The sequence below is a fragment of the Marinobacterium rhizophilum genome (assembly GCF_024397915.1).
In the GTDB taxonomy this organism is placed as follows: domain Bacteria; phylum Pseudomonadota; class Gammaproteobacteria; order Pseudomonadales; family Balneatricaceae; genus Marinobacterium_A; species Marinobacterium_A rhizophilum_A.
On record NZ_CP073347.1, the window covers coordinates 946,264 to 967,092 of the forward strand.

The 20,829-nt window shown below is 60.0% G+C and carries 18 protein-coding genes; 6 read left to right on the top strand and 12 right to left on the bottom strand.

Annotated elements, in window-relative coordinates:
* Nucleotides 1-15 precede the first annotated feature (15 nt).
* Genes KDW95_RS04135 through thiB form a run of 3 tightly spaced genes read right to left on the bottom strand, consistent with a single transcriptional unit; the run spans nt 16 to nt 3,164 of the window.
* Complete coding sequence (locus KDW95_RS04135; protein WP_255855009.1) at nt 16-624, bottom strand: ATP-binding cassette domain-containing protein; 609 nt, start codon at nt 622-624, stop codon at nt 16-18.
* Entirely contained in the window at nt 617-2,209 is a 1,593-nt protein-coding gene (locus KDW95_RS04140; protein WP_255855010.1) for an ABC transporter permease subunit, read from the bottom strand. The genes KDW95_RS04135 and KDW95_RS04140 overlap by 8 nt, the downstream gene beginning before the upstream one ends.
* A complete protein-coding gene (gene thiB / locus KDW95_RS04145; RefSeq protein WP_255855011.1) occupies nt 2,181-3,164 on the bottom strand; it encodes a thiamine ABC transporter substrate binding subunit in 984 nt (327 codons plus the stop codon). The genes KDW95_RS04140 and thiB overlap by 29 nt, the downstream gene beginning before the upstream one ends.
* Nucleotides 3,165-3,272: 108 nt before the next feature.
* Between thiB and KDW95_RS04150 the strand changes: the two genes are divergently transcribed.
* The 3 genes from KDW95_RS04150 (at nt 3,273) to KDW95_RS04160 (ending at nt 5,330) form a co-directional block, all read left to right on the top strand.
* Entirely contained in the window at nt 3,273-4,145 is an 873-nt protein-coding gene (locus KDW95_RS04150) for a phosphotransferase (RefSeq protein WP_255855012.1), read from the top strand.
* Nucleotides 4,146-4,334: 189 nt separating this feature from the next.
* Complete coding sequence (locus KDW95_RS04155; RefSeq protein WP_255855013.1) at nt 4,335-4,883, top strand: carboxymuconolactone decarboxylase family protein; 549 nt, start codon at nt 4,335-4,337, stop codon at nt 4,881-4,883.
* A 48-nt stretch (nt 4,884-4,931) separates the two neighbouring features.
* Complete coding sequence (locus KDW95_RS04160) at nt 4,932-5,330, top strand: hypothetical protein (protein WP_255855014.1); 399 nt, start codon at nt 4,932-4,934, stop codon at nt 5,328-5,330.
* A gap of 292 nt (nt 5,331-5,622) precedes the next feature.
* Here KDW95_RS04160 and KDW95_RS04165 read toward each other — a convergent pair whose 3' ends face one another.
* From KDW95_RS04165 to KDW95_RS04190, 6 genes are all read right to left on the bottom strand, one after another.
* Nucleotides 5,623-7,017: an aminotransferase gene (locus KDW95_RS04165; RefSeq protein WP_255855015.1), complete on the bottom strand. Its 1,395-nt coding sequence runs from the start codon at nt 7,015-7,017 to the stop codon at nt 5,623-5,625.
* A 400-nt stretch (nt 7,018-7,417) separates the two neighbouring features.
* A complete protein-coding gene (locus tag KDW95_RS04170) occupies nt 7,418-8,845 on the bottom strand; it encodes an APC family permease (RefSeq protein ID WP_255855016.1) in 1,428 nt (475 codons plus the stop codon).
* Nucleotides 8,846-8,994: 149 nt separating this feature from the next.
* Nucleotides 8,995-10,170 carry an acetylornithine deacetylase gene (gene argE / locus KDW95_RS04175; protein WP_255855017.1) on the bottom strand — a complete coding sequence of 392 codons (1,176 nt, stop codon included), beginning with the start codon at nt 10,168-10,170 and terminating at the stop codon, nt 8,995-8,997.
* A 264-nt stretch (nt 10,171-10,434) separates the two neighbouring features.
* The gene (locus tag KDW95_RS04180) at nt 10,435-11,106 is read right to left on the bottom strand and encodes a DUF1028 domain-containing protein (RefSeq protein ID WP_255855018.1); all 672 of its coding nucleotides are present in this window, start codon (nt 11,104-11,106) and stop codon (nt 10,435-10,437) included.
* Nucleotides 11,103-11,525 (bottom strand): RidA family protein, encoded by a 423-nt coding sequence (locus KDW95_RS04185; RefSeq protein ID WP_255855019.1) that lies wholly within the window; start codon nt 11,523-11,525, stop codon nt 11,103-11,105. Before KDW95_RS04185 ends, KDW95_RS04180 begins: the two co-directional genes overlap by 4 nt.
* Before the next feature lie 85 nt (nt 11,526-11,610).
* The gene (locus tag KDW95_RS04190; protein WP_255855020.1) at nt 11,611-12,882 is read right to left on the bottom strand and encodes a flavin-containing monooxygenase; all 1,272 of its coding nucleotides are present in this window, start codon (nt 12,880-12,882) and stop codon (nt 11,611-11,613) included.
* A gap of 239 nt (nt 12,883-13,121) precedes the next feature.
* Between KDW95_RS04190 and KDW95_RS04195 the strand changes: the two genes are divergently transcribed.
* The 3 genes from KDW95_RS04195 to KDW95_RS04205 all read left to right on the top strand — a co-directional run bounded on the left by KDW95_RS04195 (nt 13,122) and on the right by KDW95_RS04205 (nt 17,345).
* Nucleotides 13,122-14,069, top strand: a complete 948-nt coding sequence (locus KDW95_RS04195) for a LysR family transcriptional regulator (protein WP_255855021.1) — start codon at nt 13,122-13,124, stop codon at nt 14,067-14,069.
* A gap of 188 nt (nt 14,070-14,257) precedes the next feature.
* Complete coding sequence (gene aspA, locus KDW95_RS04200) at nt 14,258-15,844, top strand: aspartate ammonia-lyase (protein WP_370646665.1); 1,587 nt, start codon at nt 14,258-14,260, stop codon at nt 15,842-15,844.
* Between the two features lie 16 nt (nt 15,845-15,860).
* On the top strand, nt 15,861-17,345 hold the full coding sequence (locus KDW95_RS04205) for an aldehyde dehydrogenase (protein WP_255855022.1): 1,485 nt from the start codon (nt 15,861-15,863) through the stop codon (nt 17,343-17,345).
* 155 nt (nt 17,346-17,500) lie between these two features.
* Here KDW95_RS04205 and KDW95_RS04210 read toward each other — a convergent pair whose 3' ends face one another.
* From KDW95_RS04210 to KDW95_RS04220, 3 genes are all read right to left on the bottom strand, one after another.
* Entirely contained in the window at nt 17,501-18,577 is a 1,077-nt protein-coding gene (locus KDW95_RS04210; RefSeq protein WP_255855024.1) for a type I restriction endonuclease, read from the bottom strand.
* A 327-nt stretch (nt 18,578-18,904) separates the two neighbouring features.
* The gene (locus KDW95_RS04215) at nt 18,905-19,741 is read right to left on the bottom strand and encodes a bifunctional allantoicase/(S)-ureidoglycine aminohydrolase (protein WP_255855025.1); all 837 of its coding nucleotides are present in this window, start codon (nt 19,739-19,741) and stop codon (nt 18,905-18,907) included.
* Between the two features lie 297 nt (nt 19,742-20,038).
* The gene (locus KDW95_RS04220) at nt 20,039-20,716 is read right to left on the bottom strand and encodes an SOS response-associated peptidase (RefSeq protein WP_255855026.1); all 678 of its coding nucleotides are present in this window, start codon (nt 20,714-20,716) and stop codon (nt 20,039-20,041) included.
* Between the last annotated feature and the right edge of the window lie 113 nt (nt 20,717-20,829).

The following is a 20,829-nucleotide window of genomic DNA, read 5'->3' on the forward strand; positions in this document are numbered from 1 at the left end:
GCCAAAGCGCGTGCGTTACGCGCGGACACCCAGCACCAGGGCGCGATCGGCCACCTGCTGCACATCCTCGTCCTGGTGCGTCACCATCAGCAGGGTCTTGTGCGTGTCCCTGGCGGTGCGCCTCGTCCAGTCGGTGGCAAGCTGGCGGCTCTGCGGGTCCAGTTCGGCGAAGGGTTCATCCAGCAGCACGATGGGTTCGGGACGCAGCAGCGTGCGTATCAGCGCGACACGCTGGCGTTGCCCGCCGGACAGCTCGGTAGGGCGGCGCCCCAGCAAGCCGGCGATCTCCAGGCTGTGAAGGGCGTCCTGCAGTGTCTGTTCCGGCAGCACGGGGCTGAGGCCCAGGCGCAGGTTGTCGGCCACGCTCAGGTGTTCGAACAGGTTGTGATCCTGAAACAGCATGCTCACCGGTCGCCGGGCGGCATCAAGTCCCAGTAGCGAGGTGCCCTGCCAGTCGAGGCGACCGGCGCTGGCTGTCGCAAAGCCGGCAATGGTATCCAGCAGGGTGGTCTTGCCGACACCGCTGCGCCCCTGGATGGCAACGATTTCCCCCACGTCCGCCCGCAGGCTGTAGTGCAGCAGGCGGCCATCCCGCGCTACCTGCAGATCCTCGATATCAAGCATCCTGTCGTCCTTTTTCGAAGTACTGAAACAGCCACACCAGCAGCGCGCAAATCAGCAGCAGTAGCAGTGAGGCCACCGAGGCCTCTGCCATGCGATAGGTGCCGGCATAGCCGTAAATCAGCCAGGGCAGGGTGGTCCAGTCGCTGCTGCCGAAAATCGAAAAAATGGCCACATCCCCCATCGCCAGCAGCAACATCAGCGCAAAGCTGGTGACGCAGGCACGGCGCATGTAGGGCCATTCGATGCGCAGCTGTGCCAGCGGCGTCAGCTTGAGCGAGCGCGCCAGGCGGTGATACTGGCGATCAAACTGCAGCAGCCGGGGGCGCAGCTGCTGCACCGCATAGGGCACGATCAGCACCAGGTTGAGCAGTATCACCCACAGCATCCCCCAGGCCTCCAGGTCCAGCCGTGGCAGCAACAGGATATAGAGGCCGACCGACACCACCATGGCCGGTGCCACCAGGGCATGGACACTGAACCAGTCGAATAGCAGCGCCAGGGTGCTGCGCTGGCGTGCTCTGGCATGGCGCAGCGGCAACAGCATGGCGTAGGCCAGCAGCAGGGCACCACTGCCGGCCAGGGCGGCGATGACCAGCGTTATCAGTGCGGGCCTGGCGATGGCGAGCCAGTCAAAGTGTGCCAGATCCACCTGCAGTACAGCCGGCAGCAGTGCCAGCAGGGGGAGCAGCAAGGCCAGCGTGGCCAGGCCATAAACCAGCCGGTGCAAGGGGGTCATCAGCGCGCCGGGCCGGGGGACCCAGCGCTGACGGCTGCTGTCCACACCAAGCCAGTCGCTGCCCCCCAGGCGGCTGAGCAGCAAAAAGAGGCCACCTGCGATCAGCAATTGAGTCCAGGCCAGGGTCAGGGCTTCCGGAATATTGAAATCGTATTTAAGGGACTGGTAGATCGCGACCTCCAGCGTGGTGGCCCGCGGCCCGCCCCCCAGCGCCAGTACCACGGCGAAGCTGTTGAAGCAGAGCACGAAGATAAAGCCGAACAGCTGCAGCATGCCCGCCCGCAATGCCGGCCATTCGATCAGGCGCAGGCGCTGCCAGGCGCCTAGTTTGAGCTGTGCGGCCAGCTTCCAGCTGTTGTCGGGTATGTGCTGCAGCTGCAACAGCTGTACCCGCACGGCGAAGGGCAGATTCAGGTACAGATGGGCGATCAAAATGCCCGGCAGGCCATAGAGGTTCCAGTCCGGTCCGAGCCAGGGGCTGATCAGCCCCTGGCGGCCCAGCAGGGCAACCAGCCCGGTGATCAGGATCAGTGTCGGCATCACAAAGCAGAGAACGCACAGGCTCAGAAAGCCCCGCCGACCCCAGAGTCCGGGGCTGTAGTGGAGCGCCCGAGCAACCGGCCAGGCCAGCAGTACGGCCAGCAACGCACTGAGTGCGGCCTGCTTGATCGAGAACCCGACGACGCTATGGAAGTACGGATCCGACAGCAGCCCGGTATCCAGTTTCGCGCCATCAAAGCCGATCAAGCCGTAGAACGCCAGACCCGTGACACCCAGGCTCAGCGAAAGGGCCAGCAGCCCGGCGTAAAGCATCCTTGTGCTACTGCGCAGCGCTGCTGCGCCACTCACGCAGCCATTGCTGACGCGAGGCACCGGCTTCCTCGTGGCTAAAGCCAATGCGCGCAGGCTGGATCAGCTGGTCAAACACCGGCGGCAGCTCCACCCCGTCGATGACCGGCAGCATCCAGTTGGTCACCGGAATAATGGCCTGGGCCTCGCTGGACACCAGAAACTGCAGGAAGTCGCGGCCCAGGGTCTTGTTCTGGCTGGTGCGGGTGATGGCCGCCAGCTCGATCTGAGCCACATGGCCTTCGCTGAATGGTGCAGCGCGGTACTGGGTCTTGTCTTCAGCCACCACATGATAGGCCGGCGAGGTGTTGTAGCTCAGCACATAGTCGGCATCGCCGGACAGGAACAGACTGTAGGCCTCCCACCAGCCCTTGGTGACGGTGACGGTGTGCTTCGAGAGTTGCTGCCAGGCGGCGGGGGCCTCGTCGCCGTACACCGACTTGACCCACATCATCAGGCCCTGGCCCGGGGTGCTGGTGCGCGGATCCTGGTAGATCACGCTGGCATCGGAGTCGATCAGCTGGCGCAGGGACCGGGCCGGGGTGCTGATCCTGCTGCTGTCGTAGATAAAGGCGAAGTAGCCGAAATCGAATGGCACGAAGCTGTCATCCTGCCAGTTCAGTTCCTGGCGCAGCGGGCCTATCTCGAGCCCGTGGGGCTCCACCAGTCCGGTGGCGCGGGTATCCACCACCAGGCTGTCGTCGATGCCCAGAATCACATCGGCCTTGTTGTTGGCGCCTTCGATCCGCAGGCGGTTAAGGATGCTGACGCCGTCCTCCACCGCGATGTATTCCAGGTCACAGCCACAGCGTGCTTCAAAGGCCTGTTCCAGCTGCGGCCCCGGTCCCCATTCGGACACAAAGGAGTCGTAGGTATAGACACGCAGGTCCGCCGCCTGGCTGGCGTGACTGAGAAAAAGTACCAGTGCCGAGCACAGGCGAAAAGCGGTTTTCATGGTGATCCTTCGAAGCAGGTGGCAGACGCAGCAGGTCATGGCAGGTACACTGCGCCGACCGTGGGCCTGTAATGGGCCCGGATTCTAACGCAGCCGGTAGCTTTCGTCATGCAAGCAGTGCCTTTCCCCGCCGTTCAGGATTTTGTGCAACAGCATCCCGAGCTTTCCTCAACATCGCCGCAGTGGCAGCCCCTGGCCGGTGGCAGCAGCAATCGCCTTTATCACCACGCGGCGGCGCCTGCGCTGGTGCTGCGGGTCAATGCCGCGCCTGAACAGGTGCCCGGGGTGGACAGGGCGCGTGAAGCCGCCGTGCTGGCGCAGGTACAGGGCCAGCCCTGGGCGCCCTGGGTATTGCATTGCGCGGCAAAGCCCAGCGCCGCGAATGGCGACGGCTGGCTGCTGACGCGCTGGCATGGCGACAGCCTTGCAGCCCCGCTAGACGCAGCGCAACGCCACCAGCTGCGTGACGCCGTGGCGGCCTGGCAGGGCCTGGAGCTGGCGTCTGCGCCGGCGCTGCAGATGGACTACGACGCCTTGCTGGCAGGCTATGGCGCCCAGCTGGTCGGCCTGCCCATGGAACGGGCGCTGCAGCAACTGGTAGTACGCGCGGCCCGGGAAATAGCGTTGCTGCCGGAGATTCCCGCGGTGCTAACCCACCATGACCTGCATCCGGGTAACCTGTGCCTGAACGAGGGCACACTGGTGGTAGTGGACTGGGAGTATGCCGCGCTCGGCAGCGCCTGGTTCGATGCCGCAGCCCTGGTACAGCGCTGTGGCATGCGCGCTGAAGATATCGCCGCGCTGCCGGCCTTTGCGATGCTTGCTGCCGCCCCACTGGCGGACGGGCTGATGCGCGCCCGCTGGCTTGGCGATGCGCTGGAATGCCTCTGGTACTGGGCCCGGGGCCTGGCCGGCACCGATCGCAAGATGGCGGACCTGATGCGCGACACCCTGCGCCTGCTTAAGCAACCGGAGCTCTAGCAGCGTTTGCCTGGCAGTACAGCCCGACTCCTCAGATAAACCAGACCAGTGCTCAAAAACAACTTGAACAGCCGTTCAAGTTGTTCTATTGTGATTCCAGCTTGAACGGTTGCTCAATTTAATTGCACGGTATCTGCCAGTCAACAGGGCAGCCCGGCAGGATATTTTCAAGATACAGCTGGAGTCATCATGACCGATTTTACGCTTCACACCCTGGAATCCGCCCCGGCCGACAGCAAGCCATTGCTGGAGAACTCCCTGAAGAGCTTTGGCATGATCCCCAACCTGCACGCGGTGATGGCCGAGGCGCCGGGCCTGCTGGAGGGCTACCAGCTGCTGCATGGATTCTTCCAGAATACCTCGTTCGATAATGAAGAGCTGACCGTGGTGTGGCAGACCATCAACGTTGAGCATGAATGTCATTACTGCGTACCGGCCCACACCGGCATCGCACACATGATGAAGGTTGATCCCGCCCTGACTGATGCGCTGCGAAACCGCACCGCCATGCCGACTGAAAAACTGCAGGTGCTGCATGACACGACGCTTGCGATGGTGCGCAGTCGTGGCCGCCTGAGCGAGGCTGAAATGGCCGCGTTTTTTGCCGCCGGATACGCACAGCGCCAGTTACTGGAGATTATCCTGGGTCTGTCGCAAAAGGTGATGAGCAATTACGTCAACCACATTGCCAGCACCCCGGTTGATCCGGCGTTCGAGCAGTTTGCCTGGGAAAAGTAAAACACTGCCACAGGCTTTGGTGCATGTTGCAAGCCGGCAGGGGCATTGATGCGCCGGCCGGCTGCATTGCTTGCGCGCAACAGGATTACCCGGGCCCTGGGTGTGTTGCGAAATACCGTTTTAACTCACAGCAAGGAAGGTAGCGGCTTGGTTATCAAGGTCAGCAACAGGGTACTGTTCCATTCGTCGAGGCTGGCGGTCAATCTTGTGAACTATCCCAGCGGTCACAGGGTGATGCGGCATGTCGATCCGGTGCCCGGCAAGCGCTATTACAAGCTGAATTTCGTGCTGGTCAAGCCCGCGTCCGGCGGAGTGTTTGAGTGTGAAAACTGCATTCTTAACCTGTTTGGCAGAGTTTACCTGTTCCGGCCCGACCTCCATGAGCACAGCGTCTCGCCGATAGAGTCCGGCAGGCGCCTGTTGCTGAGTTTTGCCTTGAGCCTGTAGTCAGGCGCCTGTGTTTGTGTGGGGAAACATAAGCGCCAAGGAAAAGGGCCAAGGAAAAGCGTGAAACTGGGTGTTCAGATGCTGAGGCCGAAAAAAAGCGAAGCCCCGGATGCAGGCTTCGCGTAAAAGCACAGCCTGGCGGTGACCCGCCGATGCTGCGTTGCCTGTAACGCCAGGGTGATGCGTGGTGCAAGGTGCGAAAATGAAAGCCCGGCCAGTGACTGCTGTCCGGGCTTTGTCGTTCCTGGGCCTTGCCTGTTAGGGACGCACTGGTGGGGACGCGCTGGCGGGGTTAGAGGTAGCCCTCGGCTTTGAGCTCGGTGGTGGTCACTTCGATGCTTTCGCGCAGGGTGGCGACCATAAAGTCGACGTGCTCGCGGGTCAGCGTCAGCGGCGGCGACAGTACGTTCATGTGGGCCAGCGGGCGCACGATCAGGCCGCGGGCCTGGCAGTGATCGGCAATGCGGTTGCCGACCTTGGCCTCGGGGCTGATCAGTTCCTTGGTGTCCTTGTTCGCCACGTTTTCGATACACATCATGAACTTGCGTCCGCGCACGTCACCGACGATCGGCAGGTCGGCCAGGGTCTTGAGCTGCTGTTCGAAATAGGCTCCCACCTCCTGGGCGTTGCCGCAGAGGTTTTCGCGCTCCATGATTTCGATGTTCTTGACGCCGGCGGCGCAGCTCACCGGGTGACCGGAGTAGGTGTAGCCGTGGGTGAAGATGGCACCGTCGGCCTGGGGCTTGCTGATCACTTCGTAGATCTCGTCGCTGAGGATGGTCGCCCCCAGCGGCAGGTAACCTGAGGTCAGGCCCTTGGCGCAGGTGATGATGTCCGGCACGATGCCGAACTCGTCTTCGGAGGCGAACATGTGGCCCAGGCGCCCGAAGGCGGTGACGACTTCATCCGACACATAGAGCACGCCATACTTGCGGCAGACCGCGAGAATTTTCGTGTGATAGCCATCAGGCTGCACGATAACGCCACCGGCGCCCATGATGGGTTCGGCGAAGAAGGCGGCGACATTGTCCGGCCCCAGTTCCAGGATCTTGTCCTCCAGCTCCTGTACCTTCTCGTTGCAGAAGTCTTCCAGGCTCTGGCCTTCCGGGCGGCGGTAGGGATTTGGGCAGGAAATGTGGTGTACCAGTTCCTGGTCGATATCAAAACCGATGTGGTCAAACTTCACCCCGGTGATCGACATCGCCATATAGGTGCTGCCGTGATAGCCATCGATACGGGAGATGATCTTCTTCTTGGTCTTCTGACCCAGCTGGTTGAAGTAGAAGTGGATAATGCGCACGGCGGTGTCGTTGGCGACTGAGCCGCCGCAGCCGTAGAACACATGGTTCAGGTTGCCGGGGGCGAGCTCTGCCAGCTTGGCGGCGAGCTGTGCCGCCGGCACCGTGGTGTGATGACCAAAACTGGAGAAATAGGGAATCTGACGGATCTGATCGGCGACGGCCTCGGCCATTTCCTCGCGGGCGTAGCCGATATTGACGCACCAGAGACCACCGATGCCGTCCAGGTAGCGGCGACCGTTACCATCGATGACATGGACGTTGTCGCTGTCGGCCAGCACCATGGAGCCAGTTTCCTTGAAGGTGGAAAAATCGGTCCATGGATGAATGTAGTGGTCTTTGTCCTGCTGCCACACTTTTTTCATGTCGATTTTCTGTTGTTCAGACATTTCAACAAGGCTCCTGGTTATTAATTCTTTATGCTTGGATATGAATCAAGACTAAAGGGATCTGTAGTATTGGTAAAATATGTTTTTTGGTTTCCTTGTATTAAAAATATCTATTCAGAAGTTGCTCCGTCCAATCCTTCTCTGAAGTCAAACAATACAAAAAGCCGCGGCCCGGTATCGGGCGGCGGCTTTGATCATTAGGGCGTTATTAACCCGGCGGGTTAAAACATGAAACAGGGATGTTTCATCATTGGCCACAGGCCAATGCGAACCCCATCCCTTCACCCGAGAGAATCCAGCACGTATACGCACGTGCGCCCATTTTTCAAAGGTGAAAAGTGTGGGGTGACTGGCAAATAGGGAGGGAACCTATTTGCCAGCTAGGTTAATAAACACCCGGCTATTCGGCCTTTAGGGCTTTCTCGATGGGTTCGGGTTGAAACAGCGGTTTCTTCATCACCAGCTTGATCCAGACCACGGCGATTACCGAAACCACACCCAGCACGAGGCCTGCAGCACCAAAGATCTGTGCGCTAAGTTCCGGCGCCGGAGAGGCGTAATAGATGGCGTAGATCATGCCGCCGATACCCACGATCTGGGGCAGCGGGTAGAAGGGCGTCTTGTAGGGGCGTTCCAGGTTCGGATAGCGGCGACGCAGCGCGATAACATTGACGTGCGTAATGATGTAGGCCAGCAGCCAGGCGATGGCGGCGGAGATCAGGAGCAGGCCGATGGCATCCGGATTGTCCCCCATGAGAATCATGGGAAGACCGGTGACGGCGGCGACGAAGAGTACCGCGACCCAGGGCGTGTTGGTGCCCGGCGTGAGCTTTTTCAGTTGCGGAAATGCCTGGCCATTTTGCGCCATGCCGTAGAGCATGCGGGGAATCGCTGCCAGCGAGGTATTCAGGGTACTGCAGGTGGCCGTCACGGCGGCGATGGCCAGGAAGGTCAGTCCCACGTCACCGAACACTGCCTTGGCGTAGTCGTAATGAGGCAACGGGGACGCGGCCAGCTCATCGGCGGGAATGTAGAAGAGCGCACCCAGGCAGTAGATGGTGATGGTCACGAAGATAATGGTCACACCCAGCTGCATGGAACGGGGAATGTCCCGTTTCGGGTTCTTTGAGTCTTCAACCAGCGGGCAGACGAATTCGGCGCCCACATAGCCCCAGATCGCCAGTGCAACCAGCGTAATAACGCCGGCTCCCATGGGGTTCCAGTTAGCGGTCAGGGTGATGCCATCGGTATGGGGGGTGGCGATGCCAAACACGGCGCTCAGGCCCAGCATCAAAAGCACCAGTACCATCACGAAGGCCAGAACCGACTGCAGCTTGGCAAAGAGGTCAATGCCCATCAGGTTCAGTACCGTAAAGATGGCCAGCAGACCAAAGCCCACACTCATGGGCGGGAAAACGCCGGGGTAGATCTTGTCCAGAATGAAATCCACCAGCAGCAGTTCGGCGGAAAGCGCGAACATGGCCACCACCACATAGCCGGAGAACACCGCCAGAATGGCGGGGAACTGGCCGATCGCCACCTCGGTGTAGCTGCTGAGACTGCCGGCACGGGGAATCATCAGCGACAGTTCGGAGAAGGAGTAGACGTAGGTCAGCGCCAGAATATAGCCCAGTGCCAGCGGAATGATGAAGCCAAGCCCGGCAATGCCGGCGCCCTGCAGCATCAGCACCATGACGCCCTGAGAGACCACGAGCCCCACCGCAACGGCGAGCAGGGATCCAAGGCCCAGTATGCGTTTGAAGCCTGTTTTTTCAGTCGCGGCGGCGAGCGAATGCTCGGCCGCGGCAAAACCTGTTTGATCGGACATGTTTAGCTCCTGAGGTGTTTTTATAGTTGTCGGTTTGCGGGTCGACTGTCAAATGACGCCTGCCAGCTTTACCCCGGCCATCGGCCTTTGCGTGGTTTGCTGCATTGAGCCTGCAATGCCGGGCTCGGTTAAAGGCTCCTTGTGCTGGGTTACGGAGGACTGAGACGGTTTATCAGGCGCTGCATAAACGCCTGGCACTGTTGTAGCTGCGAACGCTCGATGTATTCATCGGGTTTGTGCCCCTGTTCCATGCTGCCAGGGCCACATACCAGGGTTGGAATCTGCAGTGCCTGGCTGAAAAGCCCGCCTTCGGTGCCGAAATTGATGTTGCCCAGCGGGGCATCGGAGTTTGTGAGATGGCGTACAAACGTGATCGCCTCGCTGCTTTCGGCGGTGCTGAGTCCCGGGTACTCGGTGGTGATCTCGATATCAATGCCGCAGCTGTCATCGACCTGGCACATTTCCAGCGCCAGGCTTTCGGCCTGATCGCGCAGCTGGGCCAGCAGGTCACGCGGGTTCTCGCTGGCAATGTTGCGCACCTCGAACAGGAAGCTGCAGTGCTGCGGTACGATGTTCAGCGCCTGGCCACCCTGGACGGTGCCGGTATGCACGGTGCTGAAGGGGATATCGTAGCCCTCTTCGAAGGGCCCCTGCTGTTGCCGCAATCTAGCCTGCTGCTCCAGCCAGCTGATAAGGCGGGCGGCATAGTTGACTGCATTGACGCCCTGTGGCGCCATGCCGGAATGGCAGGCCTTGCCCCGCACCGTCACGCGGGCCGCAAGCTTGCCCTTGTGCTTGTTGACCACCTGCAGGCCTGTCGGCTCGCCGATGATGCAAAGGGCGGGCTTGACCGGATGCTGCTGCAGCATGGTGATCATGCGGCGCACACCGACGCAGCCGATTTCTTCGTCATAGGATAAAGCCAGGTGAATGGGCGTCTGCAGCTGGGCGGCCTGCATGGCGGGCACGGCGGCCAGCGCCACGGCAATAAAGCCCTTCATGTCGGCGGTGCCACGGCCGTAAAACCGACCGTTTTCTTCGCTCAGGCTATGGGGCGCCTTGGTCCAGTCCTGGCCGGTGACGGGCACCGTATCGGTATGGCCGGACAGCATGACGCCGGCACGGCCAGCGGGGCCCAGGGTGGCGTAGAGATTGGCCTTGGTTTTCTCGTCGTTGTAGATCAGGTCGCTCTGTACGCCATGGCCAGACAGGTAATCCTGTATCCAGGCCATCAGTGACAGGTTGGAACGGGCGCTGGTGGTATCGAAGCTGATCAGCTGGCGCAAAATACTCAGTGTTGCGGCATCATTCATCACATCGTTCATGCAGTCTCCGGGGCACCTGGCAGGTTAGCGGGTGTTGAATTCAGACTATGGGATAGTTCTGGATTCTTAAAATATATTTATTCTTTTAATTGGATTATAAAAATTTATGTAGTGCAGATCCTTGTACGGATCGAACGGCTGCGTGTGAATCCAACCGCAAAGGCCGAGTGGAAGGCCGCTCGATACAGGTGGCAGAGCGCTCTTGCCCCGCCCAGGGGCGAGGCAGGGCAGCCAGCCGCGCGCCGCTGTGCTGTGGTCGAACGGCTATTCGTCGCCGGGCACGCCAAAGGATTCGGCTTGTGACGGATTGCCGGCGCGGGTGATGTACGCCTGCATCTGAGGCTCGTAAAGCGCCCAGAGGTTACGCAGCTCGACGATGGGTGTGTCGTGCCAGTCCGCCCGCAGATCCACCACCGGCCAGCTGGGCTTGGCCGTCATTAGCAGACCCGCGGAGTACACCGGACCCATTTCGCCACCAGCCGCCAGGCCTGCTTCCAGTGCCTGCAGCAGGCGTTCCGCCAGGTGGCCCTGGCTGCTTTCAAACGCAGCAATCATGGCCTGTGGCACGCCGTCGTTGGCCAGCAGGTTGCCCATGGCCAGGCAGTGCTTACCCTCGGCCGTGGCGTGGATCCCCAGCGCTTTGGCGCCGCTGAAGGTCGCGGTGTCACCCTGGGCATTGAGCACACCGAGCTGGCGCCACTGCACATCGGTATCCGCCTGGGCCTGGGCCTTGAGCACCTCTGAGGGGGAGAGGCCTTCGCGTAGCAGCTCCAGGGCCAGTGGGCCAAGTGCCGGGTTGGTGACGTTCTGGGTCAGGGCGACACCGGTGCCGCTTGCCACCCAGGCACAGCGACTGGTGACGCAAATGCTGGACGACGTAATCGCGCAGCCGAGCATGCCGGTATCAGGGCAGTAGCCTGCGACGGAAAAGGTCATAAGGCCTCCGAATCGGGAATGACGGCGATGACATCAATTTCCATCAGCCATTCCGGCTGGGCGAGCCCTGCAACCACCAGTCCGGTGGAAATGGGAAACACGCCCTTGAGCCATTTGCCCACCTCACGGTACACGGGCTCGCGAAAGCGCGGATCGGTGATGTAGGTGGTGGTCTTGACGATGTGGCTCATGTCGGAACCGGCTTCTTCGAGCAGCTGCTTGACGTTCTTCATGGCCTGCTCAGACTGGGCGCGGGGGTCGCCAAGGCCGACGAGTCTGCCCTCGAAATCGGTGCCAACCTGGCCGCGCACATAAACGGTATTACCGGCGCGCACCGCCTGACAAAGGTCATTGTCCAGCGTCTGGTTGGGGTAGGTAACCTTGGTGTTGAACATGCGAATACGTGTATGGGTAGGCATTAACCTGCTCCAGCGATTGTGTGTAATAAAGTGCAAGCACCGGGGCAGGCAATGGCACCTGCCCCCGGATTTTTTATGACAGTTGTTACGACTGGCGTTGCCCGGCATCGCGGTAGTCGAGGTACTGGCGTTGCGTGGCGATATGGCCGGCAATGTGTTTGGCATCGTGCCAGACACCCCAGATAAAGCTGGAGCCACGGCGGGACAGCCATGGCAGACCGACGAAGTAGATACCAGGCTCGGTTGAAACACCGCGCTGATGTTGCGGCTTGCCGTTGGCATCGAAGGCGTTCACGTTGAGCCAGTTGTAATCCACCGCAAAGCCGGTGGCCCAGATGATCGAGGTGACGCCGGCTGCGGCCAGATCCAGCTGCAGGATCGGGTTGGTGATGCAGTCCGGGTCCGGCAGGCAGCTACGGGCCTCTGGCTCTTCCGGCAGGTCGAGACCGTTGCGCGCAATATAGGCATCGGCGGCATCCAGCAGCGCCAGGTAGCTTTCATCACCCAGGGCAATGTTTTCAGCCAGGTTGGACTCGAAGGTCGCCACGCCGTTATTGAAGGCTTTGGTCAGCCCCACCAGCTTCATGCCCTGGTGAGCGAGTGCCCGAAAGTCGATGGTCTGGCCGCCGTGCGCGCCGCTCACCGCAATGGTGACGTGCTCTTTGCCAGGCTGCATGGTTTCGGCATCCCACTCGCCCAGCACCCCGAGCCACCAGCAAAAATCCCGGTTGCGGTAGGCGCGCGGTGGGCGATCATGGGCGCCCACCGAGAGGTAGACCTGTTTGCCGGCCCGCTGCAATTCATCGGCAATCTGCACACCGGAGGAGCCAGCGCCCACGACCAGTACGCCACCCTCTGGCAGTTGCCCGGGGTTGCGGTACTCGGCGGAGTGCATCTGCAGAATATCTGTCTCTTTGGGGGCGATGGGTGGAATCACCGGACGCTGGAAGGGCCCGGTGGCCGCCACCACCCGGTTGGCTTCAATCACGCCTTCGGAGGTTTCAATGGTGAAGCCCGGGCGGTTCTTGTTGCGGTTAACCGATTTCACGTTCACACCGGTACGCACCGGGGCGTTGAATTTTTTCGCATAGGCTTCGAAATAGTCCGCCACCCGTTCCTTGGAGGCGAAGGCATCGGGATCCAGTTCGTCGAATTCCATGCCAGGGAAGCGGTCATGCCAGACCGGGCCGTTGGCGACCAGCGAATCCCAGCGCCCGGTGCGCCATTTTTCGGCGATGCGATTGCGTTCCAGCACGAGGTGGGGAACACCAAGCCGGGTGAGGTGTTCGCTCATCGCCACGCCGGCTTGACCGGCACCGACCACAAGCGTATCTATTTCTATTTTTTCTACTGTCATGTCTGTGTCCTTCTGGATGGCGGTTTGTTTCAGGCCGGTCATGCCTTGCCTTCGTTGTTGGGAAACAGATTATGTCGCGACTCTGCATTGTTAAAATATTATTAACCTAACAATTGAATTTGATTTTTTGATACAGTAGCCAAATGCCGGCTTCCGGCACGCGCAGCAGCGTCCCGGTTGCACGGCGGTGAGCCATGCATCGGTACCCCAGGCAGCACAGATAAAACAGGAGAGCCTTGATGCGATTTACCCTCAAACACCTGCGCTACTTTGTCGTTGCCGGCGAGATGAGCAGTGTCACCAAGGCTGCCGAGGCACTGCATGTGTCTCAGCCGTCCATTTCCTCAGCCATCCTGCATCTGGAGGACGTGACCGACCTGCAGCTGTTTGTGCGTCACCATGCCCAGGGGCTGTCCCTGACACCCTCCGGGAGGCAGTTCCTGCGCAAGGCCAAGCAGTTGCTGGCCGAAGCCGATGGGCTGGTGCACTACGCCAGCACTCTGGGCAGCGATGTGGCCGGCTCGTTGCGCATTGTCGGCTTCCCGACCTTTACCCCCATACTGGTGCCCGGTCTGATCAAGCGTTTTGTCGATGCCTACCCGGCGGTAAAGGTGCACTGTGACGAAAAGCACCAGAAGGACATTATTCAGAGCCTGCACGATGGTCGCTATGAACTGGCACTGACTTACGACATGCAGATTCCGGCGGATATCGAGTTTGAACCGCTGATGGAGTTTCCTCCCTATGCGGTGGTGGGGCGGGACCATCCTCTGGCGCAGCGTACAGAGGTCTCCCTGGCGGAGCTGGCGCCGTTGCCGATGGTGCTGCTCGACTGGCCCATGAGCCGGGAGTACTTCTATTCGCTGTTCCTGAGTCTGGAGCTGGAGCCCAACTTTGCCTACCAGGCCGAATCCCTCGGCATGGTGCGCGGTCTGGTGGGCAATGGGTTTGGCTATACGCTGTTCAACAGCCCCATGGCTTGCAACCTGGCGTTCGACGGTACCGAGCTGGTGGCCATACCGCTGAAGGAAAAACTGCGGCCGCTGCGCATGGGCGTGGCGCGGTTGTCCCAGTTCCGCCTGACGCCGGCGGCAGGTGCATTTATCAAGCAGCTGGAGGACCAGGTGCGGGACTTGTCCAGCAGTGTGTTCGAGGACAAGCGCTTTTACCGCTTGCTCATCGACTGAGGCGTTATCCTGGCTGGCGCCGGGGGGGCGACCTTATTGCATATAAAAAACAAATGCAGTTATAACATTTAAGATATTTTACAAATACTGGCGCACTTTTTAGGCTGGTGGCATGAAACATCGAGCAGACCCGTTCGAGATTCTCCCCAAGACCCGCCAACGATGTTGAGAACGCATCGGAGTAGCCAATGAACGCCAACAGCAAGAAGCCGAACAAGAATACGCTGCGACCTTCAGCCCCCAGCAAGCCGGCTCCCGAGGCCCATTCGCAAGCGCAACTGAGCAGGCTGCCCGCCGGGGCAATGCCTGCAGGTGAAACTCAGGGGGCCGGTGGGGCGCAAACGCCAGCGTCGACACGGCGGGAAAAGGACCTGCTGGGCGAGCGGGATGTTCCCGCCAGTGCCTACTTCGGTATACAGACCCTGCGGGCGGTGGAGAACTTTACCGTCACCGGTATTACGTTGCAGCATTTTCCCAAGCTGGTGATTGCCCTGGCGATGGTGAAAAAGGCCGCGGCTCTGGCCAACCGCAGGCTGGGGCAGCTGGATGACGCCCGCAGTAAGGCCATCTGCCAGGCCTGTGATGAAATCATCGCCGGGCGCTGGCACGAACACTTTGTAGTGGATGTGATCCAGGGTGGCGCCGGCACCTCAACCAACATGAATGCCAATGAAGTCATCGCCAACCGGGCGCTGGAGCTGATGGGCCACGGGCGGGGCGAGTACCAGCAGCTGCACCCCAACAATCACGTCAACCTGTCCCAGTCGACCAATGATGTGTACCCCAGCGCCATCCGCCTGTGCATTCTGCTGAGCTACGAGCGCTATACCCAGGCACTTGGGGACCTGTGCTACGAGTTGAAACACAAGTCAGTTGAATTTTCCGATGTTATCAAGATGGGCCGCACCCAGCTGCAGGATGCCGTGCCCATTACCCTGGGGCAGGAGTTTGGCGGCTGGCACGCCACCCTCAAGGAAGATATCGAGGAAATGCGCGATGTAGTGGAGTATTTTCGCGAGGTCAACATGGGCGCCACGGCCATTGGTACCGGCATCAATACGGACCCGGAATATTCCAGCCTGGTGATCGAGGAGCTGTGCCGCGTGTCCGGCAAGTCGCTGGTAGCGGCACGCAACCTGATCGAAGCCACCTCGGACATGGGCGCCTTTGTCACCTTCTCCAGTGTGTTGAAACGCAACGCCATCAAGCTGTCCAAGGTATGTAACGACCTGCGTCTGCTCTCCAGTGGCCCGCGGGCCGGCTTGCAGGAAATCAACCTGCCGGCCATGCAGCCCGGCAGTTCGATCATGCCCGGCAAGGTAAACCCGGTGATTCCGGAAATGGTGAACCAGGTGGCCTACCAGGTGATTGGCAACGACATTACCGTGACCATGGCGGCGGAAGCCGGCCAGCTGCAGCTCAATGTCATGGAACCGGTGATTGCCTTCAATGTACTGCAGTCGCTGCAGTTACAGACCCGCGCCATCCGTACCCTGGCAGAGAAATGCATCAGCGGTATCAGCGCCAATCGTGAGCATTGCCGGGACAGGGTCAACAACAGTATCGGAATCATCACGGCCCTGAACCCTTTCCTGGGCTATGAAAATGCCAGCCGTATCGCCAAGCAGGCAGTGGAAAACGGCCAGAGCGTGCGCGACATTGTACTCAGTGAAGGCCTGTTAACCGAACTGGAGCTGGATGACATCCTCAGTGCGGAAAACATGACCCAGCCGCGGCGCCTGAAGAAAAATAACCAACCTAGAACCGTTGCCTGACTTCAAGGAGACACCCATGACGGACAAGAACAAAGACTACTGGTTAAGCCTGCAGGCGAAAACCGAATTGCGTACCCAGGCCTGGATCGACGGACGTTTCGTGCCCGCCAGCACTGGCCAGACCTATGAGACCCGCAACCCGGCCAGCAATGCGTTGCTGGCGCAGATAGCGGCTTGCAGCAGCGATGATGTCGATACTGCGGTACGGGCGGCGCGGCGCAGCTTCGAGGCGGGCGTCTGGTCTGATGCCTCGCCGGCGCAGCGCAAGGCGGTGATCAAGCGCCTGGCGGCACTGATCCGTGACAACAGCGAGGAACTGGCGCTGCTGGAAACACTGAACGTCGGCAAGCCGGTGCAGGACTCGCTGCATATCGACATGCAGGGCGCGGCCGGCTGTTTCGAATGGTATGCGGAAGCCGCCGACAAGCTCTACGGCGAGGTGGCGCCGACCGACGGCAACAATATCGCCACCATTACCCGCGAGCCTGTCGGTGTGGTAGCGGCGGTGGTGCCCTGGAACTTCCCGCTGGATATCGCCGCCTGGAAACTGGCGCCTGCGCTGATCAGCGGCAACTCGGTGGTGCTTAAACCGGCCGAGCAATCACCGCTCACGGCCCTGCGCCTGGCGGAACTGGCTAAAGAAGCCGGTCTGCCGGATGGAGTGCTTAACGTCGTGACAGGGTTGGGTGAAGTGGTCGGCAAGGCGCTGGGGCTGCACATGGATGTCGACTGCCTGGCCTTTACCGGCTCCACCGCCGTCGGCAAGCTGTTTATGGGCTATGCCGCACAATCCAACATGAAGCAGGTGTGGCCCGAAACCGGTGGCAAGAGCCCGAACCTGATCTTTGCCGACTGCGATCTGGATGCCGCGGTGGAAAACGCCGCCAATGGCATTTTCTTCAACCAGGGTGAGGTATGCTCGGCCAACTCCCGCATCCTGGTGGAGCGCAGTATCCACGCAGCCTTTATCGAGAAATTCGTCGCCAGGGCCCGTGCACTGAAAGTCGGTGATCCGCTGGACAGCGACACCCGTGTCGGCGCCCTGATCGACAGCAACCACGCCAGCGGCGTGCGCCAGCATATCGACAGGGCCCAGCAGGACGGGGCCTGCCTGCTGACCGGTGGCAGCGTCGAAGAAGCCAGCAACCAGCTGGCACCCACCATCTTCGATGGCGTGACGCCGCAGATGGCCATCGCCCGGGATGAGGTTTTTGGCCCGGTGGCGGCCGTGATGGTGTTTGATGACGAAGCCCAGGCGCTGCAGATCGCCAACGACTCCATCTATGGCCTGGCGGCCTCGGTATGGACCACCAACCTTAACCGCGCCCACCGCGTCGCCCGCAAGCTACGCGCCGGTACCGTGTCGGTCAATACCATGGATGCGCTGGACTTCAGCACACCCTTTGGCGGCTACAAGCAGTCCGGCTTTGGTCGCGACCTGTCGCTGCACGCGCTGGACAAGTTCACCCAGCTGAAAACCACCTGGATCAAGATCGGGTAAAGCAGGGGGCGCTCCTAGGGGCGCCTTTTTCTCTATCGTTTCAAGCAGCGACAAGCCAGTGTGTAATACCAAATTATCAGGACACCTCGAAAAACCTCCTGCGCGCCCTGCGCCTTGCCTCTAAGCCCGCTCGTTACGGTTTATCGAGGTCCCCGTCAGTCGTAAAACCCTGCGGTATCTTTGAGTTGTGCAGCGAAACCGAAAATGTCATCCAGGCGCTCAATGGGATGGCGAGTTTCCTTCTTGTCTTCATCAAACAGCCCAAGGTATTTCTGCGTTCGATTGAAATGCAACCGGCACAGGGGCTTGCGATTATTATCGTCGAGTAATACCCCGAAGTAACTTTGGGTGTCCCTGGCCGCGATTCGATCTACCTCAACAACTTCTCGCAGAATTGCCCGAACAATGTGGTAGCCTTCGAGTTCTTCTACCGTGGTGACAACTTTATTGCCGTCTGGATCATCCAGTTCGGAATGCTGTGCGTCTTCAGTATCATGCCTGCGAGGGGTTTCTGAGCCGTTGGCCAGAGCGGATTTCAGACGGTCGTTGATCTTGTCATTCAAGAACTGTCGAAGCGCCTTGGTCGTTAGCTCTGCAAATTGCTCCCGTACTTTCTGAGTAATCACGCCGTCGTACACACGGGAGGCGAAGAAGCGCACGAAGTCATCTTCAGGTTCAGCGACCTGCTGGCCAATCACCTTCTTGATTTGATTGAGGTACTTGAGTTCGCCGGCTGCATTGATGACTGAATCAACATCGAAGTCTGCCTTGGTCAGTTTGGCAACCTCGGGGATTACGTGCTCATCGATATTTGACAGGTCCAGTTCGAGAAATGGCTTTTCATCCATCTTGTTCGGTGCATCCAGGTCCGTAAAAAACTGATAAATAACACCATTGGTGAGTATCGCAATTCGGGCGTTGGTCACAGAAAAATATCGGTAGAGCTGGGAGGCGTGCTTGAGTGACAGGGGCTCGTTATATTTCTTGCATTCGATCAAAATCTGGATCGCCCCATCCTTTAGAAGAGCATAGTCGACCTTTTCGCCTTTCTTGGTGCCGGTATCTGCCGTGAATTCCGGAATAACCTCTGAAGGGTTGAATACGTCATAGCCGAGAACATTATTGAGGAAGGGCATGACAAAAGCGTTTTTAGTTGCCTCCTCTGTTTCGATCAGATTGCCCAGCTGTTGAATCTTGTTGGAAAGGGTTGCCAGTGAGCTGCCAATTTCCATGCTGCACTCCATGCGTTTGCGGTTTTAACTCGTCCTGATATCGCTTGGCGTGACCTAAATACACCAGCCCAAGGCAGGCCAAACTTTGGAAGTTTGGTGGACAGCAGCGGATAGCGCAAGGTACGCCACCGTTCTTACGCAAAGGAGTTGACGCCGCTCAGTGCTCAGGCTCAATTGGCTTCCAGTCGACAGAGCTCAGGCGACTATCGCGTTAATCTCTGAAATGAGCACGGGAGCTCAGCATAGACAACACAGTTACCCGCGCAAAGTGCGCCCTGTCCAAAATGGCCCGGCAGCAGCGCTGACGGGCCTTGAGGATAGAACCGCTTAGCGTGGTGCGTTGAGGCGCAGGTTCATGTGGCGGTTGACGTCTTTGTACAGCAGGTAGCGGAAACGGCCGGGGCCGCCGGCGTAACAGGCCTGGGGGCAGAACGCGCGCAGCCACATGAAGTCACCGGCTTCAACCTCGACCCAGTCCTGGTTCAGGCGGTACACCGCCTTGCCTTCGAGCACGTAGAGACCGTGCTCCATAACGTGGGTTTCGGCAAAGGGAATAACGCAGCCAGGCTCGAAGGTGACGATATTGACATGCATGTCATGACGCATGTCGCTCATGTCGACGAAGCGGGAGGTCACCCAGCGACCGTCGGTATCGGGCATCGGGATTGGCTCGATATCCTGTTCGTTGGTGACGAAGGCTTCGGGGTACGGCACGCCTTCGACTGCCTGGTAGTCCTTGCGGATCCAGTGGAAGCGTACCGCCTGATCGCTGTTGTTGCGCAGGCGCCAGTCGGCTGCGGGCGGGATGAAGGCATAACCGCCCGGTTGCAGGCGATGCACAGTGCCTTGCAGCGTTAGCTCGACTTCGCCCTCGACCACGAAGAGCACGGCCTCTGCGTTCGGGTCTTGCTCTGGCTTGTCGCTGCCGCCGCCGGGGCTGACTTCGACGATGTACTGGGAGAAGGTTTCGGCGAAACCGGACAGCGGTCGCGCCAGAACCCAGAGCCGGGTGTTGTCCCAAAAGGGCAAGTGGCTGGTGACGATGTCCCGCATGACCCCCTTGGGAATAACGGCGTAGGCGTCGGTGAACATCGCGCGGTCAGTCAGCAGTTCGTGCTGGCTCGGGTGCCCGCCCCTGGGGGCGTAGTAATGATTATTGGACATGAATGCCTCTTGGGTTGTGGGTCTTGATCCGCCTGGCCCTGTCCTGAACAGGGCATGCCCTCAATGGAGCAGCCAGGCAAGGAGGCCAGGGTCGGTCACGCTGGCCAACGCCTGTGAGGTGTGTGCCTGGGCGCCGCTTGCCGGGGTAGGTAGGTGGTTACACTCTATAGAATCAACCCTGGTATTCTCAAATTAAATATTTTGATAATGATTATTCGATTTCGAAATACTTAATCGGTTTTTTGTCGGCGCGTCACAGGCTTGGTCCTTTGAACCGGTGCTGCCACCGAGCCGCGATTAACCTGCCTCCAGGCGAAACATCGCAGGCCCGACAGCGGTAGGCGCCTGCTTGTGGTGACTGTTGTTGATAACGGGATCGACGGGCACGACTTCCAGCGCGCAGGGGAGGCCGGGGATCAGCTGCGCCAGCAGCGGGTGTCCATCGATAGTCGGGTCAAGCCAGGAGGCGTGCAGGTCGGCGGGCAGCATCAGCGGCTGGCGCGGGTGAATTTGTTCCATGCCGGGAACGGCGGCGGTGGTGAGAATGGTACAGCTGTGGATTGTCTCGCGGCCATGCCCCCAGTGTTCCCACAGGCCGGCAAAGGCAAAGACATCATCAACCGGCTGGATGCAGTAGGGCTGCTTGTGACCCGCTTCGGTGCGCCACTCGATGAAGGATGAGGCCGGAACAATGCATCGTTGGTGCTTGAGCGGGCCGCTAAACGCCTTGCTGCGGGTCAGCGTCTCGGCCCTGGCGTTGAACATCGCGTAGCGGGTGTCCGGTTCGCGCGCCCAGTGCGGAACCAGCCACCAGCGCATGTCCTCAAGCCCGTTGCGGCCCTCCAGCTGGCGTATCACCGGCACCTGTTCGGTGGGTGCCAGGTTGTAACGGCTGTGAATACGCCGGCTGATGCCCAGCCCCTCCAGCAGTCCCTGCGTAAAGGGGTCGTCTATTACGTTGTAGCGCCCGCACATCCTCGATTCCCCTGCTAAGCGACCTTGATCCAAGATAGCCAATCCTGCACGGCAATAACAGGAGAGGGAGGGAAGCTGCCTGCCGGGCGGCGCCGCGGGCTGCCTTGTTTGCC

Coding starts and splice junctions, on each gene's coding strand:
- KDW95_RS04135 (WP_255855009.1), bottom strand. CDS start 624: ATGCTTGATATCGAGGATCTGCAGGTAGCGCGGGATGGCCGCCTGCTG.
- KDW95_RS04195 (WP_255855021.1), top strand. CDS start 13,122: ATGCGATTTACCCTCAAACACCTGCGCTACTTTGTCGTTGCCGGCGAG.
- KDW95_RS04190 (WP_255855020.1), bottom strand. CDS start 12,882: ATGACAGTAGAAAAAATAGAAATAGATACGCTTGTGGTCGGTGCCGGT.
- KDW95_RS04205 (WP_255855022.1), top strand. CDS start 15,861: ATGACGGACAAGAACAAAGACTACTGGTTAAGCCTGCAGGCGAAAACC.
- KDW95_RS04220 (WP_255855026.1), bottom strand. CDS start 20,716: ATGTGCGGGCGCTACAACGTAATAGACGACCCCTTTACGCAGGGACTG.
- KDW95_RS04180 (WP_255855018.1), bottom strand. CDS start 11,106: ATGACCTTTTCCGTCGCAGGCTACTGCCCTGATACCGGCATGCTCGGC.
- KDW95_RS04185 (WP_255855019.1), bottom strand. CDS start 11,525: ATGCCTACCCATACACGTATTCGCATGTTCAACACCAAGGTTACCTAC.
- thiB (WP_255855011.1), bottom strand. CDS start 3,164: ATGAAAACCGCTTTTCGCCTGTGCTCGGCACTGGTACTTTTTCTCAGT.
- aspA (WP_370646665.1), top strand. CDS start 14,258: ATGAACGCCAACAGCAAGAAGCCGAACAAGAATACGCTGCGACCTTCA.
- argE (WP_255855017.1), bottom strand. CDS start 10,170: ATGAACGATGTGATGAATGATGCCGCAACACTGAGTATTTTGCGCCAG.
- KDW95_RS04165 (WP_255855015.1), bottom strand. CDS start 7,017: ATGTCTGAACAACAGAAAATCGACATGAAAAAAGTGTGGCAGCAGGAC.
- KDW95_RS04170 (WP_255855016.1), bottom strand. CDS start 8,845: ATGTCCGATCAAACAGGTTTTGCCGCGGCCGAGCATTCGCTCGCCGCC.
- KDW95_RS04150 (WP_255855012.1), top strand. CDS start 3,273: ATGCAAGCAGTGCCTTTCCCCGCCGTTCAGGATTTTGTGCAACAGCAT.
- KDW95_RS04215 (WP_255855025.1), bottom strand. CDS start 19,741: ATGTCCAATAATCATTACTACGCCCCCAGGGGCGGGCACCCGAGCCAG.
- KDW95_RS04210 (WP_255855024.1), bottom strand. CDS start 18,577: ATGGAAATTGGCAGCTCACTGGCAACCCTTTCCAACAAGATTCAACAG.
- KDW95_RS04160 (WP_255855014.1), top strand. CDS start 4,932: ATGCGCCGGCCGGCTGCATTGCTTGCGCGCAACAGGATTACCCGGGCC.
- KDW95_RS04155 (WP_255855013.1), top strand. CDS start 4,335: ATGACCGATTTTACGCTTCACACCCTGGAATCCGCCCCGGCCGACAGC.